Here is a 17280-nt window from a genome sequence, read left to right as displayed (position 1 = left end):
TGATGCCTGCCACTATCATCGAATGGATAGTAAGCGTGGCGGCTGCAGGCGGCGGCGCTGGCTTCATAGCTTTTCAGCTGTTCAAAAAGTTGGGCGAGAGTTGGCTGGATGACAGGTTCAAGAGCCGACTTCAGGATCTGGCCCACATACAGAACAAAGAAATAGAACGCTTGCGCAACGAGTTGACCAAGTCGTTTGATCGTGCCAGCAAGTTGCACCAACGTGAGTTCGAAGTCCTCCCGATGGTCTGGGATGAGGTTCATGAGGCGTTCTGGACGACCGCCTCGCTCGTCTCGCCGCTACAGCTCCATCCCGATTTGAACCGAATGGAGGAATCGCAACTACACGCGTTTCTGGACAAGTGTGATCTAGACGAGTGGCAGAAGAACAACATTCGCAAAACGACTGACAAAACCACGCAGTTCCGAAACTACGCGTTCTGGAGCCAGTTGAGTCATGCTCAGCGCGCCCGCCAATCAGCATTGAACAAGATCAGCCGACACGCCATTTTCCTTGATGAGGCTATGAGGGACGATCTCTTTAACATACTCGCTCGACTGAACGGCGCGCTGATAGAGCACGAGGCCAATCAGGAAGCCCCGATGCTTCGCCGCTCTGAGCGACTGGATAAAGACATATCGTGGGTGCGCGGGGAAGGGCGGGCTGACATGGACAGCGTTGAGGCAAGAATTCGAGGTCGACTCTGGAGTACTGGCATCGAGGCGATTGATTAATCACACTTATTGTAACGGACCCTTCAAGATTCCTCGCGTGCTCATTTGGTGGTTACCTTGGAGAGGCGGGGCAGCAGCATAGCAGTTGGACTGAGTACTGCGGCGATATTGACGATTTTTGAATTTTAGTATCTTCGAACGCCACATCAAGGAGCAACCAATGATTCGATTCATATCATTTGAATTTGTTCTGAAATGGATGCCCAATGGCGGGACGGCAGTCCTAATTCGCAGCTGGCTCATCACCTTGTGGCTCTACGTTCTGGCGATATCATTGAAATCGAGAGTTGAACCGGGTGCGACTTGGCAATTTGATCTCAACACACTTCGCGCACTTGTCTCAGACACCATCCCGTGGATCGGCGCGATCTTCGCTGGTGTATACGTTGCGCTCTATTCACGATTTGCCTCGCAATGGAGCTATTTGGCGAACCTCTACAATCAGATTCTGCAAGCTGCAGTGCAGAGCCCGCCCCAAGGTATTTCGAGCGAACAGGTCTATCGGCTGTGGCAGGCCGGATTTATCGAAGACGCAGAAGAGCTGCACCTGGCACGTAAACCGATGTTTGCGTCAGTAATTGCTAGCATGCTTGTGAAACATGAGACACGTAAGAAATTCGTGGAGCACGCACCTGGGGGCGAGGCGCGACTGACCAAGCTTGAGGGCCAAATCCGCGGAGCACTAGAGTCCTCAATCAAGAAAAGGGGCTTCAAGGTGTCCGATCTGACCATGCCCACTGCGACAACGTCCGCCGCTAGTTCCAAATGACCAATCTCCATGGGCGAGTTTCCGCGACAGAAGAGGCGGGTTTTCTTAAACACGGCCAATTTGTCCGCGGCAATCACGGGACCAACAAAGGTCCAGATTCGATGGATACATCATTTCGCAATCTTGGTACTTGTTTGTACTGTTGCGCCCCGGAAATGGCTGTTTCAGCGAGCAAAATGCAAGAATCCAGAGCATTCAAGTGTTTCGCAGACGTCGAGGGCCAAGTGTTGCGGCTGATGCTTGAGCAAGGCGCAACGGAACTTCATGATCGCGCAACGGGCAGGCACCTGCCGTTGCGCGACCCTGGGGCACGTGATGGCCCTCCAGGCTGTGGCGCAGTCAGGAGTATGCGCCTTCTTCAGCTGGCGAGATTCAAGCGGCTGTGCTCGAGAAGCACGCAGGACGTACGGTTGCCGGCGTCCGACTTCCGGCGGCTCTTCGGCGCGGGTACCAAGAGGTGAACCCGGACCTAAATCAGATCCAGATCGTCTGGCGTCAGCCCTGCCAGCGCCAGCACCCTGTCTTGCCTCATCTGTTCCCCCCAGAGACTCCATGTCCGGTCAGTGGACAAGAACCCTGTCACCCTGCAGGCTGGGCAAGTCAGTTCGACGCCACCATCTACATCGACAAGTCCGCATCCCCGGAACATGCGTGACTCGTCCCCACATGCGCCGCACTTGGCCTGAAGCGTCTCGACGCGCTCGATCATTCCGTTGAGGCGCAGCAAAGGACGGATCCTCAGGATCCGAAAAGCAGCTGGATAGGTCATGTGTCGTGCCGGTCAGGGGCTAGACACGGAGGCGAAGGATTCGCGCCCAAGAGGAGCCAAGTGCGGCCAGCGTACAGCATAAATTGTTAAGAATCCTCAAATTGACTTCACCCGTTGGTGCCGGTGCGAATGTCCTGGCGGGGACTCGACTCAGCAAGGCTTAACGCAATGGTTTGGCCGACAGCTGAACTCCATTCGTCCCCGGGCGGCAGGGAGAGTAAGCTCACCTTCAACCATTTGACCCGGGGCTCTTATGGATCTCATCAGACTGCTGCGATCGCTTGAAGAGTTCCTCTATGAACTCGTAGGGTGGCTGGTGTTCTACCCGCGGACCCTGTGGAGGGTGCTGGTGCAGCCGGGCGAGGTAGCGCACTACACGCGCCGAGAGTTCTCCAAAGATCCGGAACAACGATTCGCCGATGCCATCAGCCCTGTGCTGATGTTGATTCTGTCAGTGGTGCTGGCGCACGCATTGGAAATGTCTACGCGCACCGCCCCCCTCGCGGTATCAGGACCCGTAGGCAAGCTGCTGTTTGGGAGTGAGCAGGGGCTGCTGCTCACCCGTTCGGCTGCCTTCTGCATCTTCGCCCTGGGGGCGGCGCTAAGCACGCTGTGGCGACAGCGCCTGCCCATCAACCGCGACACGCTGCGGGAGCCTTTTTCGATACAGGCGTTCATTGCGTGCCCATTTGTGATTCTGCTTGCAGTTTCGCAGGCAGCTGGCTCTGCAGGTGGAGAGATTGCGCATCGCTGGGGTGTGGGGATCGGAGCACTGGCAGTTGCATGGTATTTGTGGGCGCGCACGCGCACCTTCGTAGCATTGAACGGCACCGGGCCACTCCAAGCATTTGGCTTCGTACTTGGCTCGTTTCTGCTGACGCTGGCACTGGTCGTCGCACTGACGCTCGCCTTGGTTCTCTAGTCCAAGAGACCTGTATTGAAACCGAGCTTGGGAACGAAATCCGATCAAATGCCTAACGATCGGCTAACAATGGCCTAATTTCGCCTTAATCGGCGCGCTTCAGGATCGTGCCCCATGGACATGATCCCTCAGCCGATTCCAATGGCCCCGCATCCGGGCAGATTCGCGGAAGCCAACCTCGTGGGGCCTGATCATCCGCTACGTGGACAGGTGCAGTCCTTCATCGCCGACACCTATCGTCAGCGCTTCGATGCCGAAGTCCGTGACTTCATGCCACAGTTACTGGCCTACCGCGATACGCAGGGGGCACTAGTGGCGGCAGTCGGGCTTCGACACGCAGACAGTGGCCCGCTGTTTGTGGAGCACTATCTGGATGCGCCCGTCGAGGCCGTGCTGGCGCAGCACCTTTCCAGTGCACCTCGGCGAGCGCAGATTGCCGAAGTGGGCCACTTTGCCGCGTCGACGGCGGGCATCGCACGCGAGCTGATCGTGCAGCTGGCCTGGATCCTGCGCGCCGCCGATGTAGATTGGGTGATGTTTGTGGCGACGCAACAGCTGCGCAACGCGTTCGTCCGTCTGCATCTGGCACCGCTCGAACTGGTGCCCGCGCGTGCCGAGCGCATGGGCGACAGCGCGGGCGACTGGGGCCGCTACTATGAATCGCAACCGCGTGTGATGTGCGGCGATATCCGCGAAGGCATCGCCTTTCTTGGCGGAAAGGCCTGCTCGATAGACCCAATGGATGCGGCCAGTTCCGTGGGGGTGGCCGGATGAGTGCTGATGGACAGCACGTCCTGCGCCTGCTGCAGCAGCATAGCCAGCCAGTACTGACCGCTCAGGAGACGCTGAGTGCGTCCGAGCTGCGGTCTCGCGTACTGGAACTGACACAGTGGCTGCAGCGGACAGGTATCACCTGCGTTGCCAGTCGCCTGGACAACGGCCCCGACTGGGTGGTGCTCGACCTGGCCCTTCGCATTGCCGAAGTGGTGCACGTACCGTTGCCCACCTTCTTCTCGGATGAACAAGTGCAGCACGCACTGCAGACCAGCGGTGCCCAGCTGCTGGTGCTGGCGGAGGGCGCGCCGCCGCCGTGCGGGATCACGGCCGCACCAATGGCGTTGCCGACACTGAGTGCGCACGGCTTAGGCCTGTACGCTCCTGCTGGCAGTACCCTGCCGCTTGGCACGGCCTGCGTGACCTACACCTCGGGCAGCACAGGGCGCCCGCGCGGCGTATGCCTCTCTGCCGGAACGTTGATGGCCACCGCCGCGTCATTGGCAGATGCCGCAGGTGACATCGCGCCACGCCGACATCTGTGCCTGATGCCGCTGTCGACGCTCTTGGAGAACGTCGCGGGATTGTACGCGGCGTTGTTGTCGGGCGCCGAGATCGCGCTGCCGTCCCTGCAGGAGATCGGTTACACCGGCGCAGCAGGGTTGGATGTCCGCACGCTGCTGAGCTGCCTCAATCGTTACCGCCCCGAGAGCATCATCCTGGTGCCGCAGCTACTCCTGGCCCTGGTCATGGCGGGGGAGCAGGGGGCTGAACTGCCAGCATCGCTGCGATACCTGGCCGTTGGGGGAGGCCGGGTTTCTCCCGGTCTTCTGTCGCGGGCACGGCGCCTGGGGCTGCCGGTGTTCGAAGGCTACGGCCTGACCGAGTGCGGGTCGGTGGTGTGCCTGAATCGTCCTGGTGCCCAGCGCGATGGCACGGTGGGGCAACCCCTGCCGCACGTGCGGGTGCAGATCATGGACGGAGAAATCGTGGTGTCCGGTGCGCGTGCACTGGGGTATCTGGGCGGTGAGTCGCTGCCGGAGGGGCCCATCCGCACCGGTGATCTGGGACACATCGATGCCGACGGCTTCGTGCATGTGACTGGGCGGCGCAAGAACGTCTTCATCACTGCATTTGGCCGCAACGTGTCGCCCGAATGGGTGGAGAGCGAACTGCTTTCGCACCCGGCCATCGCGCAGGCCCTGGTCTGGGGGGAAGGGCAGGCCGACAACCTGGCATTGCTGGTTCCGCGCATCGCGCAGCAGAGCTCCGGCGCGCTCGACGCGGCGCTGTCCACCATCAACGCCGGCCTGCCCGACTACGCGCGCATCGCGCGCTACGTCACCGTCGCGCCATTCAGTGCGAACGCCGGCCTGTTGACCGCCAATGGTCGCATTCGTCGCGAGGCCATCCTCGCCCACTACCAGGCAGAGATCGACGCCGCCTACCGGCGCCCTGCGTTCAGCACCCTCGGAGACCCTGCATGAGCTTCCACGATCACCTTCTTGCCCAGACCGCCAGCGAGCGCCAGTCGCTGCTGGAGATTCCCATCATCGGCGACGCACTGACGGGCCGCATCGACCGCGGCGACTATTTGGCGTTCCTGCAGCAGGCGTACCACCACGTGCGCCACACGGTACCGCTGCTGATGGCCTGTGGCTCGCGCCTGCCTGCGCGCCTGGAATGGCTGCGGACCGCGATCGGTGAGTACATCGAAGAAGAGATGGGCCACCAGGAATGGGTACTGGACGATATTGCAGGCGCCGGTGGTGATCGGTCCGCTGCTGCAACATCCGAACCCGCACTGGCCACCGAACTCATGGTCAGCTACGCCTACGACACCATCCAGCGCGGGAACCCTGTGGGCTTCTTTGGCATGGTACTGGTGCTGGAGGGCACCAGTGTGGCGCTGGCAACGCAGGCTGCAAACACCCTGCAGACGTCGTTGGATCTTCCGCGCAACGCCTTCAGCTATCTGCTCTCGCATGGCGATCTGGACATCGAGCATGTCGGCTTCTTCAAATCGCTGATGGACAGGCTGGATGATCCCGGCGACCAGCAGGCCGTTATCCACGCGGCACGCCGCTTCTACGTGCTGTACGGCGATATCTTCCGCACCCTGCGCAGTGGCGGCGCGCGTATGGCGGAGGCGGCCTGATGGACCTGCGTGGACGTACGGTCGTTCTGACCGGAGCCAGCGGCGGCATCGGAAGGTTGGTCTGCAGCGGCCTGGTGGGCGAGGGCGCGCAGGTCGTGGCGGTGGGGCGGGGCCACGATCGGCTGCAGGCGCTCACCGACACGTTGCCGGAAGGGGCTGTCATACCGGTCGTTGCCGATATCGGCACGGCGGCGGGCCGCGGCACGTTGCTGGCGAAAATCGATGCGCTATCCAGGCCGCCTTCGGTGCTGGTCGTAGGCCATGCCAGCGCCGCCTTCGGACTGTTCGGCGCGCAGACCGAACAGGCGTTGGAGCAGCTGATGCAGACCAACCTGGTTGGCTCCATGCTGCTGATCCGCGCCTTGTTACCCTTGTTGGAGCGGCAGTCGCACGCCAGCGTGGCCGTTCTCGGCTCGACGTTCGGCAGCCTGGCCTTCCCGGGTTTTGCCGCTTACAGCGCCAGCAAGTTCGGATTGCGCGGCCTGGTCGAAGGACTGGGCCGCGAGTATGCCGGCAGCACAGTCAAGTTCCAGTACCTCTCACCACGCGCCACCCGCACCGATTTCAATAGCGGCGCCGTGGATGCCATGAACGCTGAACTGGGCGTTTCCCACGACTCGGCCGAGAAGGTCGCGACGGCCTTGTTGCAGGCACTGCGCTCTGGCAATCCGCGCTTGCAGATTGGCTGGCCAGAGCGGCTGTTCGCGCGGTTGAACGGCCTGCTGCCCGAGCTGGTGGACCGTAGCCTCCGCAAACAGTTACCCATCGTCAGGCGCCACGCCAGCAGTGGCACCACCGCAGCGAGTTCTTCCGCATCCCCTCCCAGCAAGGACACCTCCCATGAAGCGCACGCAGGGTAAGACCATGTTCTATCTCATTCTTATTGCCGCCGCCGTATTGGTCGGGGTCGCTGTGGCTGCCGAACCATCAGTGCCGGTGGCGCAGATCCGTGACCGCTGGGCCCAGATCAACTACCAGACGCCCAAGCCGCAGCGCGAGGCGGCGTTCATGGCCCTGTCCAAGCAGGCCGCGCAAGCCCGGCAAGCGGCCCCCAGGGATGCCGGTGCGCTGATCTGGGAGGGCATCGTGCTGTCCAGCCTTGCGGGCGAAAAAGGTGGCATGGGCGCACTCAGCCTGGTCAAGCAGGCCCGCGCCGATTTCGAGGCCGCGCTGAAACTGGATCCCCGGGCCTTGGATGGTGCGGCGTATACCAGTCTGGGCGCGCTCTACTACCAGGTTCCGGGGTGGCCGCTGGGCTTCGGGGATGACGATCAGGCGCGGCAGATGCTGAAGAAGGGTCTGGATATCGACCCCAATGGTATCGATGCCAACTATTTCTACGGCGATTTCCTGCGCGATCAGAAGGAGTGGGGCCCGGCGCAGGCGGCGCTGCAGAAGGCACTGGCAGCACCAGCCCGGCCAGGAAGGGATGTGGCCGATGCCGGCCGCCGGCATGAGATCGAGGCCAAGCTGCACGATGTGATGGGCCATCTTGCAAAGTGAAGTCCGCGACTGGACACTGCCCTCATGCGCATCCTCCTCGCCGAAGACGACCGCTCCCTGGGTGAAGGCATCCGGACCGCACTTCGACGAGGCGCCTTCGCCGTGGACTGGGTGGAAGACGGCACGGCCGCGCTCCTGGCTGCGCAGGATGGGGATTTTGATCTGGTGGTGCTCGATCTGGGTCTGCCACGGGTAGACGGCATCGAAGTGATCCGCCGACTTCGGGCGGCGGCAAACCCGGTGCCGATTCTGGTCCTCAGTGCCCGTGAACGCCCGGCCGACCGCACGCTCGGGCTGGACGTTGGAGCAGATGACTACCTCGGGAAGCCCTTCGATACCGCCGAGCTGCTGGCGCGCGTCCGCGCGCTCGTCAGGCGCAGCAGCGGACGTTCGCATCCTACGCTTGACGCCGGTGACCTCCATCTTGATCCGGCGACGCTGGAGGCGCGATGGAAAGGACGGACGCTGGATCTGACCCGCCGCGAGTTCTCGCTGCTGAGATTGTTGATGGAGCAGAACGGTCGGCCAATGGCGCGAGAAACGATCCAGAAGCACCTCTACGGCTGGGATGAGGACGTCGCCAGCAACGCAGTGGATGTTCATGTGCATCAGCTGCGGCGCAAGGTCGACCCTGCGATCGTGCGTACCGTGCGGGGTATCGGGTATGCGCTGGGGCAGTCGCCGGAGCCGGATGCATGAGGTCGATGCGACGCACCCTGCTGCTGACCCTGCTGAGCACCTTGGCGGTTCTGATGGCCGTGGCCGGATTCTTCAGCTATCGCGCCGGTCTACAGGAAGCGGGGGAAATGTTCGATGCCCGGCTGGTGCAGTCCACGCGGGTACTGATGGGCCTGGTAGATGAGCCGCTAGGTGATCTGACTGCGTTTCCAGGCGATCCCATTGTGCTGCGCGGTTGGCACGGGCACGCTGAAGGCGTGGGCGACGCGCTGGCGTTCAGCGATGGACATGCCTATGAGAGCAAGCTTGCCTTCCAGGTATGGGACGCGAAGCAGCGCCTGTTGCTCCGCTCGGACAGTGCTCCCACCCGGCCACTGGCTGCATTGGTGGCTGGCTACGCCAGTCCCGTAATCGACGGCGAACAATGGCGCACCTTTACGCTGCAGACCCGGGGGGGCCGATGGTTCCAGTCTGGCGAGCGGTCGGACATCCGCGAAGAGCTGGCCGAAGATATTGCAGAAGGCACCCTGCTGCCGTTGCTGCTGGCGCTGCCACTGATGGCGCTGGTGATCTGGTGGAGCGTCAATTACGTGACCCGCTCGCTGCAGAGCGTCTCGGACCAGATCGGCAGGCGTGATCCCGGGCGCATGTCGCCACTGGACGCGGCTGACGTGCCGCGCGAGGCGCGAGGACTGGTGCAGGCAGTGAACGGTCTGCTTGGGCGACTGAACGAGGCACTGGCGCGCGAGCGGCGGTTTGTAGCCGATGCCGCACACGAGTTGCGCACACCAATCAGTGCGCTGAAAGTGCATGCAGACAACGCACGCATGGCGCCGGATGATGCAGGAAGGGTACGCGCACAGGAGATGGTCAGCGACTCAGTGGCGCGGCTGGAGCGCCTTGCTTCGCAGCTGCTCACACTCAACCGCGCAGAAGCCGTATCCCGATTCACTTCGGTGCGCCTGAGCCTGGATGGCCTGGTCGGCATGGAGGTGGATGCGCTGCGTCCCATCCTTTCCGTAAATCGACAGTACATCGAACTGAAGCTGGACAGCGCGGAGATCAGGGGTGACGAGGCCGCGCTGAGCGCGCTGGTTCGCAACCTGCTGGAGAACGCCGTGCGCTACACCCCCGTCGGCGGTCGCCTGAATGTCTGCGTGATGCAGGAGGAGGGCAGGGTGTTTCTCATCGTCGCCGACAGCGGTCCGGGCATCGCCGAGGAAGAGCGCGATCGCGTCTTTGACCGCTTCTACCGAACGCTGGGGAGCCGGGTGCAGGGCAGCGGGTTGGGGCTGTCCATTGTCAGGGAGGTGGCCGATTCCCACGGCGCGGGCGTGACGCTGGGCACCTCTCAGAAGCTGGGCGGGCTTGAGGTGAAGGTGAGCTGGCCAGCAGGCTCGGCGTATCAAGGCGCCACTGACAGCTGATTGCCAGGTGACCGCGCCTGGCAGGGCCGTCAGGTGTACTGCACTGCTGCCCTACATGCTGCGGCATGCGCCAAAAAACCGACATTTGGATGTCCTGCGTTGCTTTGATATTCTCAGGCGTGCCAGCTCGCTCCAGCGCGTGATGCTTTCCAACGGCTTAACTGCCATTGCCGGGCATGGGCGGATTCAGCGCAGTGGAAGGGTCGTCGGAGGAGGCACTGGTGATGACGGATCGCGCGGTAGACGCTGGGCGTGGCGCTCTGAAATTCAGAGGCGCTGCTCGCCGCGAGAAGGTGTCCGCCATACTGTCACTCGCGGGCATCTCCTGCATCTGCCTGGGCCTGGCCTGGACATCCTGTTACCTGTATTTCGGACGGGCCGAGCTATCCATTGTATTTGTCGGCTTGATCGCCGTAGGTATCCTCGCGCTCCTTCGAAGCAAGCGCAGTGACGGTGCGTCCATTCTGATCGTCGCCCACGGAGTGCTGGCAGCTGTCTGTGCGATTGCGGCCATTGATGCGCCCATTGCAGGCGTGCCACGTTCGGTTCACCTGTTCCTTCTGCCCTTGGCCGCAGGTGCTGCTTTCACATTCGAAGCGCGCGAACGCTATGGCTCCCTGGTGTTTCCGTTGCTTTGCCTGGCAATGTTTGCAGCGTTTGCGCTCGGGGCACTCGATCGAATTGCGCCAGGCATCTCACCGCCAGTAGAGGTTCGCCACTGGGGCGCGCGCTTCAACACGGCGATCTCCATGGTGCTTCTGGCGGCGATCTTCGGCATCTACCGACTGGATATCGGCAAGCGCCTGCGCCTGGAGCGTGAGCTCGGACGCGCAGTGCGCAACGGTGAGATAGAGGTTCACTACCAGCCACAGGTGCATGTCGACGCCGACGTGATCGGCGTTGAGGCACTGGTTCGCTGGCGGCATCCGTCGGCGGGCCTGTTATCGCCAGACTCGTTCATACCGCTGGCCGAAGAAAGTGCATTGATCAACGAGATAGGGCTGGAAGTACTTCGACAGGCCTGCGAACTGCTCGCTGGATGGTCCGGTCATGTCCATACGCGTGGCATGCGAGTGGCCGTGAACATCAGTCCGGTTCAACTCTTGGATGAGGCGTTCGTCCCCTCGGTAGCCAAGCTGGTCAATCAAAGCGGAATCAACCCCGCCTTGCTGGAACTGGAACTCACGGAATCCGCACTATCCACCGATACGGCAGAGATGATCGACCGAATGCTTGATCTTGAGGCACTGGGCGTGACGTGGGCACTGGATGATTTCGGCACGGGCTATTCGTCCCTGTCCACACTGCGGACCTTACCCATTCGCAAGCTGAAGATCGACAGGCAGTTCGCGCAGGAGGTCACCACCCAGGAGAGTGCTCAACGCCTGCTGGGCAAGATTGTTGAGATCTCCCAGGTGATGGACATGAGTGCGCTGGCGGAAGGGGTCGAGACGGCGGAGCAACGCGACCTGTTGATCTCGCTGGGCTGCGAGTATTTTCAGGGCTATTTCTTCGCGCAACCGATGCCGCCGCCCATGCTTCACGCCTGGCTGGAGGAGCGTCGCAGCATGGCCCTATCGCGTCGCATCGGCGAGCGGGATCGGTCACTGACGACTGCCACCGCCATCTCAGGCGGGAGCGATACTAGCCGCCGCAACGTGCGTTGACCTGCCGTTGACAGCAAAGCGACAGACTGCGCAGGAGCAGAAGGCGCCTGGGGACATCATGGATACGGGTGGGGGACGCGATGCCATTCTTCACTGATTCGGACGAGGTTGCGGTTGAGGGCTTGGGGGCTGCCCGCCGGATTGGGTGGATGCGCTTCGTGGGCGCCTTGCTGGCTGCACTCCCCATTGCATCGGTGGGCCTGGAGCGCGGCATGGGCAGGCTGGCATTCGTGTTTCTACTGGTCAACGCGCTGGTCTGGCCGGTCATTGCACAGCTGCTGACAAGGCGCGCCGCCCGGCCAGCTGTCGTGCAATTCCGTTGCATGGTTGTCGACTCGCTGCTGGGCGGGGCATGGATCGCCTTCATGGCTGTCAGCGCTGTGCCCAGCGCGCTCTTCGCTGCCCTGCTGGTGGCAGACAAGATCGCGGCCGGCGGTACACGGCTGGCGCTGAAGGCCACGGCTGCGCTTCTGCTCGGTTTCCTTGCTGCATGGCTTGCCATGGGCACGCCATGGCAGCCGGCCACTTCTTCCCGAACATTCCTGCTCAGCCTTCCGTTCCTGTTTGTCTACGGGATCGGATTGAGTGCACTGAGTTGGCGTCTTGCGCGCCGGGTCAGGTCACAGAATCGGCAGTTGCAGCGACTCAGCCGAATGGATCCACTGGTGGAACTGGCCAATCGCGGCTACCTCATGCACCGCGCCCAGCAGATGATCGAAGCGGGGCGCGCCCTGGGCCGGACGGATTGCCTGCTGATGCTGGACGTGGACGATTTCAAGCGCATCAACGATACCTTGGGCCATCGCACCGGCGATGAAGCACTGCGTCGTATCGCTGCGGTCCTGCGCAGCGTGTCACGCCCCGGCGACACACCGGGGCGCCTGGGCGGAGATGAGTTCGCGCTGCTGCTCGCCGGGCAGACGCCGGCTGAGGCCATGCTGCTGGCAGAGAAGATCAGGAGCCTGCTCCACGTTGATACGGGCAGTGATGCCGCAATGCTGGACCTGAGCGTGAGCATCGGCATTGCCGCAGCGCCCACGACGACCAGTGCCGAAGAGTGGCTCGCTAGAGCGGACCAGGCCCTGTATGACGCCAAGCGACACGGCAAAAACACGGCGAGCTGCGGCACCGATTGCTGAGCCAACCTAACGCGTCGTGGTCCACGTCAATCGCTGACGTCATGATCGTTGCCGACATCTGACGGAAAGATCGCCTCGTTCGCTGGGAACACTTTCCACCCCTGATGACACGGGACTGCACTGCGTCGGCCGTCGGCCGACGCGTTCTTCACAACATGCAACGTTACACTGGCGCGCTTTCGCATGTGGAACTCGGAGGCAGATAGCCCGATCGTGAGAGTAATTTCCTCTATTGCCATTGCCTTGCTCGCCAGCGTTTCCTTACCCACAGAGGCATCCGAACCTGATCGGAACGGCGATTCCTACTTCAAGCTTGGTGGTGCGGTAAGGTTCAATTACGGCTGGCTCGACTACGGGCCGACCAGCCGCCTTCAGCTTGAACTGATGCGTGCAGACCTTGACGCTGGAACCGGACCGTTTTCCTTCTCTGCCCAATACCGCTGGTACGATGGCTTCGACGCCGTGCATCACGCCTACGCGGGCTGGCAGTTCTCCGATGCTACCCAGCTCAAGGCAGGTATCCAGCAAGTCCCGTTCGGGCTGCTCCCCACCGTTTCGCAGAGTTTCTGGTTCGGCTCCGGCTACTACCTGGGCATCGAGGATGATTACGATCCGGGCCTTGTGGTGATTCACCGCAGCGGCAGCACAACCTGGCATCTTGGCTGGTTCTCTGGAGACGAATACGGGTCCGGGGCTCGCTACGATCGCTACTCCTTTGATGTCGCGCAGACCGAGGCGTTGCCGTATCGCGAGCGGCAACGACTGCATGCACGCGTGGAGAGCGCGCGCGACTGGGGTGGCGGCCAACTGTTGCTAGGCGCATCAGCGTTTGCTGGCAAGGTGCAGAACACTCAGACACGGCGTCACTACGGTCATCAGGGCGCGGCACTCCACGCACAGTGGCAGCGCGATGGTTGGACCGCTCAGTTGCAGTGGGCGCGGTACCGGTATGACGTGCCCGGAGATCGCATCGCAATGTCGGCGTTCCAATCCCCCTTCCAGGTTGCAGCGCAGGCGGATGTGCCAAGCGCCAACATCGCCTATTCGTTCGGCCAGAAGGGCTGGCTGGATGACATCACCTGCTATAACAACCTCAGCATGACCCGCCCGGTCGGGCACCGCGCTGGCCTTCGTGATTCGTGGCAGAACGTGACCGGTTGCAGCCTGCAGAAAGGCATCATGCTCACCTATGTCGACTGGATCGCTGGCCGCAACATGTGGTTTGCCGGTGGTGATGGTATCGGCATCGACGAAGGAGGCCTTTCCAGCTGGCATTCGCGGCTGAACCTCAATATCGGCTTCTACTTCTGATCGGCCTCGCGCAAGCCGGAGGCAGTCTCCCAAAGAATGGAGCAATGAAATGGAGAACGTGTACGATCTTCTACGCCAGACACAGGAGGCCGCTGGTCATGTGATTTCAAGCATTTTGGAGAAGGATTACCTTTCGGCGATAGCCACGATCGCGGCCTCCTTCTTTGGCGCCATGTTTGCATTCCGGCTGCAGCAAAAGGAGAAGGATAGGGAGAGGCGGCAGCAGGAAATTGCGCAAGCAGGCGCCGCCCTTCAGTGCCTATTCCGAATGGCGAATACGGTTGGGGGCTACAAGGCGAATTACGTGAATCCGATTCGCGGAATGGGGCGGGCCGCCGGAGTAATGCTGGCGCCCAGCCTTCCCGAGGATGTGGATCGGGAGCGCTTCAACTTCGACGGCCTCAGCTTTCTTTCTGACAAAGAGGGCCAGCAGGCAGTCGCTGACCTGTGGTTAGAGGAGCGACGCTTCCATAACCTTATGAAGGCGATCGACCGCCGGTCCAAGGTTCATCTGGACCAGTACCAACCGGTAGCTGAAGCTAAAGGTCTTCATCAGCGGGGAGGAATTACTCTGCAGGAATTGCGTACTGAAGTCGGACCGCGTGTGGTTGATGAGCTTGTAAGAACTACAGAGTTCATCATCAAAGATGTGGACGACACGCTTGCTTCACTGCAAAAGGCTAAGGCTCAGTTTCATGTGGTGCTGCGCAAGCGATTCCCTAAGCAGAAATTTCTTGACTTTGAGCTAATTGGCATTCCGGAAGGACAAGATTCAAGCGCCGCCCCTCAAGCGCCTGGCGTCGAAACTGATAGCAGGGGGAGTGGTAAGTGACGGGGTGTAGGGGCAGCGCCCCTACGGAAGCGCCTCACACGCGCTGGCGGCGTTTCGGCCCCGGCACCGGCAGGACGGCTGCGGGCGGCTCGGCGTCGGGTCCAGCCATCGCTATCGCCGAACGCTCTTTGCGTCGGCTGACAACATCCCGCAGATTGACGACAGTGGCAGGATGATGGCGAATGCCGGCGTCTCGATTGTGCACATTTCTGGGACTGTTGATCGACGGCGCCGAACGGGCAGCTTCCATCATCCGGCGCCATTCCTGCGCTTGGCACGCGGTGAGCGACAGCCAGGCCAGATCTTCCGGGAGCAGTTCGCGGCCTTCGGGGGTGATCAGCCGATCACCGAGGAAAGAAAAACCGGCCCAAGGGCCGGTCAACTCGATACGGTGGTGCGGGTCGAACTCAATCATGCCGCGATCTCATCCTTGGCCGGGGTCTGAGGGCGCAGGCAGGAGCCAAGCCAGAGGCCCAGCCAGTGCCATGCGGAGCCGACAAGGGCTGCGCCAGCCCGATACAGCATTGCGCATAATGTATATTATGTTCACGCCGCCCATCGAGCGCAGACCGACAACCTCCCCACAGACCCATAACCCCCCCTGTACCTGAAACCCCTGCCTGTGGCGGCAACTCTCCAACTGTCAGACTCTGCCCGATCAACACCGCCAGCAACGGAATGGCAATCCCGTACACGTACTGCGTCAGCGTGACCCCGATGCCAAACGGGAACCAGATCGTCGGAACACCCAGCGCGCCGAGTTCGCTCGTGTACTGCGATATGGCGATCACCAGCATCACGATAAGCGCAAAGCCACGCATAGGCCCTTGACGGAAGATTCGCACGGCGATGGCCAGCAGCAACCCGAGCGTACCCAGTCGGAAGACCTGCGTGAGTGAGGCGGCCCCTATGGCACCTACCACAATCCCCAGCGCTGCAAGTGTCAGCGCGCTGGCATCGATCGTCCGCGAGGGAGGAAGTACCCAGCGATTCCACGCCAGTGCCCAGGCAACAAGGCTGAGCGGCATCCAAAGCGCGTTGTTCAACCATGTATACGTCGGAAGACTGAGCAGATCCGTCCAGGAGACGATCGCGTTGTCGAGCCGCTTGACGGCGGAAAGCAGGAGCGCAATGCACAGACGACGGCAATGAACGATTGATGGCTGCTGCGCTGGCGAAGCGCCGATGCCAGCACGATTACCATGATCATGGCCAATGGCTCGACCACCTCCACGATATAGCCTGCAACGGTACGCCACCATTGAATGTGGAACAGCGCCTGGCTCTCCGGTCGTGGGGCGAGTGTCGGCGCCATATGGATACCGCCGCTTGCAGGGCCAACAGCGCTGCCGGGCTGCATGAACACTCTTACGGCGATAACTTCCTGCGTTCCTGCTGCATCTGCTGGAAGCGGAAAGATCATCGGCCGCGTGCCCACCACGCGAGGCGCGTCCCCTAGCCTGCCCGATCCTCCCAGGCGATCACCGTTCCAGAAGAGTTCGTAGCCATCTTCCACGGCGGTAGGCCCCAGGATGTCCCATGCGCGGTCTCCCTCTGGAATCGAAAGTGTGCGTCGATACCAGGCATATCCCTGGTAACCATAGTGGTCATGCGCCATCCACCCGCTTACATAGTTGGGCAGCCCCACGTCTCCGTCGATGCTGCTGGCCGGCGCACTGAGGTCGAGTGTTTCCCAGGACGCGTCATCGACCGGGATGCCCGCCCAGCGCGAATCGTCACCAACGTGGAATTTCCACGGACCGTCGATCAGGGGCGCAACAGCGCGGAGCCTGGCTGGAACAGGCCGACCGCCAATGGCAAGGACGACGGCAGTAAACACCCAGGCCAGCAAGGTAAGGAGGACGATCCATCGAAAGAGCGTGCGTTGCCGGAAGGGTGCAGCGGAGGGAGATCCGGTGGACGTGGTCATTACTGGTCCTCCGAAATCAATCGGACAGGCAACCCGCACGAAACCGGGTGCCCGCGCCAGCCTACAGAAACCTGTGCATCACAAAGACATCCACCAGACCCAACTTCCCATGCTGGAACGCCTTCGGCAGCGTGCCCACCACCTCGAACCCCAACTTCCGGTACAGCGCTACGGCTGGAGCATTGGTGCTGACCACGTAATTGAACTGCATGGCCAGGAACCCTTGCGCCCTCGCCTGCTCCAGGCTGTGTTCAACCAGCGCACGGCCTACCCCACGCCCTTGTAACGACGCATCCACCAGATAGGTCGCGCTGGCCACATGAGAGCCCAGGTCGGGAAAATTCGCGCCCATCTTGTACATCCCGACAACCTGGCCCTCCAGTACGGCCACATGCGGCATCTGGGCCTGGAACCAGTGACTCCGGAACGTACCTGCCTCGTACGAGCCGGCAAACGGCAGTGCGTCCTGCGGCGCAATGGCGGCCTTGAACAGGCCCCACATGACGTCGAAATCGCCGGCGTTGGCAGGTCGAATCTCCACGCGGCTCCTGCAGATCTCAGCGAATGACCTGGCCGGACACTACCAGAATCCAGCCTGGGCCACATGGATGCTTCACGCGGCGCCGCAGCGCGCTCAGCAATAGTTGAGTTCATCCCAGTCCCTAGA

General features: G+C 61.7%; 18 protein-coding genes. 14 read left to right on the top strand and 4 right to left on the bottom strand.

Translation table 11 applies throughout. The annotated features are described in order from the left end of the window. Positions 1-2 precede the first annotated feature (2 nt). The 14 genes from QP512_RS10275 to QP512_RS10210 all read left to right on the top strand — a co-directional run bounded on the left by QP512_RS10275 (position 3) and on the right by QP512_RS10210 (position 14683). Complete coding sequence (locus QP512_RS10275) at positions 3-734, top strand: hypothetical protein (RefSeq protein ID WP_286068372.1); 732 nt, start codon at positions 3-5, stop codon at positions 732-734. 160 nt (positions 735-894) lie between these two features. Beyond that, positions 895-1503 carry a hypothetical protein gene (locus QP512_RS10270; RefSeq protein ID WP_286068371.1) on the top strand — a complete coding sequence of 203 codons (609 nt, stop codon included), beginning with the start codon at positions 895-897 and terminating at the stop codon, positions 1501-1503. A gap of 1022 nt (positions 1504-2525) precedes the next feature. Continuing rightward, positions 2526-3194, top strand: coding sequence for a hypothetical protein (locus QP512_RS10265; RefSeq protein WP_049455260.1), 669 nt, complete (start codon positions 2526-2528; stop codon positions 3192-3194). Between the two features lie 114 nt (positions 3195-3308). Beyond that, complete coding sequence (locus tag QP512_RS10260) at positions 3309-3968, top strand: thermostable hemolysin (protein ID WP_286068370.1); 660 nt, start codon at positions 3309-3311, stop codon at positions 3966-3968. 71 nt (positions 3969-4039) lie between these two features. Then, entirely contained in the window at positions 4040-5455 is a 1416-nt protein-coding gene (locus tag QP512_RS10255) for an AMP-binding protein (RefSeq protein ID WP_286072027.1), read from the top strand. After that, positions 5452-6126, top strand: coding sequence for an iron-containing redox enzyme family protein (locus QP512_RS10250; RefSeq protein WP_286068369.1), 675 nt, complete (start codon positions 5452-5454; stop codon positions 6124-6126). Before QP512_RS10255 ends, QP512_RS10250 begins: the two co-directional genes overlap by 4 nt. Next, positions 6126-6986: an SDR family oxidoreductase gene (locus QP512_RS10245; protein ID WP_286068367.1), complete on the top strand. Its 861-nt coding sequence runs from the start codon at positions 6126-6128 to the stop codon at positions 6984-6986. The genes QP512_RS10250 and QP512_RS10245 overlap by 1 nt, the downstream gene beginning before the upstream one ends. Then, entirely contained in the window at positions 6967-7629 is a 663-nt protein-coding gene (locus QP512_RS10240) for a hypothetical protein (RefSeq protein ID WP_309250475.1), read from the top strand. The genes QP512_RS10245 and QP512_RS10240 overlap by 20 nt, the downstream gene beginning before the upstream one ends. A 24-nt stretch (positions 7630-7653) precedes the next feature. Continuing rightward, complete coding sequence (locus QP512_RS10235; protein WP_286068366.1) at positions 7654-8328, top strand: response regulator transcription factor; 675 nt, start codon at positions 7654-7656, stop codon at positions 8326-8328. A gap of 17 nt (positions 8329-8345) precedes the next feature. Continuing rightward, on the top strand, positions 8346-9734 hold the full coding sequence (locus QP512_RS10230) for an ATP-binding protein (protein WP_286072026.1): 1389 nt from the start codon (positions 8346-8348) through the stop codon (positions 9732-9734). A 224-nt stretch (positions 9735-9958) separates the two neighbouring features. Beyond that, the gene (locus QP512_RS10225) at positions 9959-11401 is read left to right on the top strand and encodes an EAL domain-containing protein (protein WP_286068365.1); all 1443 of its coding nucleotides are present in this window, start codon (positions 9959-9961) and stop codon (positions 11399-11401) included. A 149-nt stretch (positions 11402-11550) separates the two neighbouring features. Continuing rightward, entirely contained in the window at positions 11551-12540 is a 990-nt protein-coding gene (locus tag QP512_RS10220; RefSeq protein WP_286068364.1) for a sensor domain-containing diguanylate cyclase, read from the top strand. A 384-nt stretch (positions 12541-12924) separates the two neighbouring features. Further along, the gene (locus QP512_RS10215) at positions 12925-13851 is read left to right on the top strand and encodes a hypothetical protein (protein WP_345783119.1); all 927 of its coding nucleotides are present in this window, start codon (positions 12925-12927) and stop codon (positions 13849-13851) included. Between the two features lie 49 nt (positions 13852-13900). Continuing rightward, complete coding sequence (locus QP512_RS10210; RefSeq protein WP_286071973.1) at positions 13901-14683, top strand: hypothetical protein; 783 nt, start codon at positions 13901-13903, stop codon at positions 14681-14683. Between the two features lie 34 nt (positions 14684-14717). On the opposite strand, the gene QP512_RS10205 is transcribed toward QP512_RS10210, so the two are convergent. The 4 genes from QP512_RS10205 to QP512_RS10190 form a co-directional block, all read right to left on the bottom strand. Next, positions 14718-15098 (bottom strand): DUF3653 domain-containing protein, encoded by a 381-nt coding sequence (locus QP512_RS10205; protein WP_286071972.1) that lies wholly within the window; start codon positions 15096-15098, stop codon positions 14718-14720. Continuing rightward, positions 15091-15729 carry a hypothetical protein gene (locus tag QP512_RS10200; RefSeq protein WP_286071971.1) on the bottom strand — a complete coding sequence of 213 codons (639 nt, stop codon included), beginning with the start codon at positions 15727-15729 and terminating at the stop codon, positions 15091-15093. Before QP512_RS10200 ends, QP512_RS10205 begins: the two co-directional genes overlap by 8 nt. Beyond that, positions 15726-16613, bottom strand: coding sequence for a hypothetical protein (locus QP512_RS10195; protein WP_286071969.1), 888 nt, complete (start codon positions 16611-16613; stop codon positions 15726-15728). Before QP512_RS10195 ends, QP512_RS10200 begins: the two co-directional genes overlap by 4 nt. Before the next feature lie 61 nt (positions 16614-16674). Next, positions 16675-17154, bottom strand: a complete 480-nt coding sequence (locus tag QP512_RS10190) for an N-acetyltransferase (RefSeq protein ID WP_286071968.1) — start codon at positions 17152-17154, stop codon at positions 16675-16677. Positions 17155-17280: the final 126 nt, after the last annotated feature.

It is taken from the genome of Stenotrophomonas sp. 57, assembly GCF_030291075.1.
Lineage (GTDB): Bacteria > Pseudomonadota > Gammaproteobacteria > Xanthomonadales > Xanthomonadaceae > Stenotrophomonas.
This window is presented reverse-complemented; position numbering and strand designations above follow the sequence as displayed.

What these genes read in the sequence shown, in the direction of transcription:
- QP512_RS10210 (WP_286071973.1), top strand. Translation starts at nt 13,901, where the DNA reads ATGGAGAACGTGTACGATCTTCTACGCCAGACACAGGAGGCCGCTGGT.
- QP512_RS10235 (WP_286068366.1), top strand. Translation starts at nt 7,654, where the DNA reads ATGCGCATCCTCCTCGCCGAAGACGACCGCTCCCTGGGTGAAGGCATC.
- QP512_RS10195 (WP_286071969.1), bottom strand. Translation starts at nt 16,613, where the DNA reads ATGACCACGTCCACCGGATCTCCCTCCGCTGCACCCTTCCGGCAACGC.
- QP512_RS10260 (WP_286068370.1), top strand. Translation starts at nt 3,309, where the DNA reads ATGGACATGATCCCTCAGCCGATTCCAATGGCCCCGCATCCGGGCAGA.
- QP512_RS10205 (WP_286071972.1), bottom strand. Translation starts at nt 15,098, where the DNA reads ATGATTGAGTTCGACCCGCACCACCGTATCGAGTTGACCGGCCCTTGG.
- QP512_RS10270 (WP_286068371.1), top strand. Translation starts at nt 895, where the DNA reads ATGATTCGATTCATATCATTTGAATTTGTTCTGAAATGGATGCCCAAT.
- QP512_RS10220 (WP_286068364.1), top strand. Translation starts at nt 11,551, where the DNA reads ATGCGCTTCGTGGGCGCCTTGCTGGCTGCACTCCCCATTGCATCGGTG.
- QP512_RS10245 (WP_286068367.1), top strand. Translation starts at nt 6,126, where the DNA reads ATGGACCTGCGTGGACGTACGGTCGTTCTGACCGGAGCCAGCGGCGGC.
- QP512_RS10225 (WP_286068365.1), top strand. Translation starts at nt 9,959, where the DNA reads ATGACGGATCGCGCGGTAGACGCTGGGCGTGGCGCTCTGAAATTCAGA.
- QP512_RS10265 (WP_049455260.1), top strand. Translation starts at nt 2,526, where the DNA reads ATGGATCTCATCAGACTGCTGCGATCGCTTGAAGAGTTCCTCTATGAA.
- QP512_RS10215 (WP_345783119.1), top strand. Translation starts at nt 12,925, where the DNA reads ATGCGTGCAGACCTTGACGCTGGAACCGGACCGTTTTCCTTCTCTGCC.
- QP512_RS10250 (WP_286068369.1), top strand. Translation starts at nt 5,452, where the DNA reads ATGAGCTTCCACGATCACCTTCTTGCCCAGACCGCCAGCGAGCGCCAG.
- QP512_RS10275 (WP_286068372.1), top strand. Translation starts at nt 3, where the DNA reads ATGCCTGCCACTATCATCGAATGGATAGTAAGCGTGGCGGCTGCAGGC.
- QP512_RS10240 (WP_309250475.1), top strand. Translation starts at nt 6,967, where the DNA reads ATGAAGCGCACGCAGGGTAAGACCATGTTCTATCTCATTCTTATTGCC.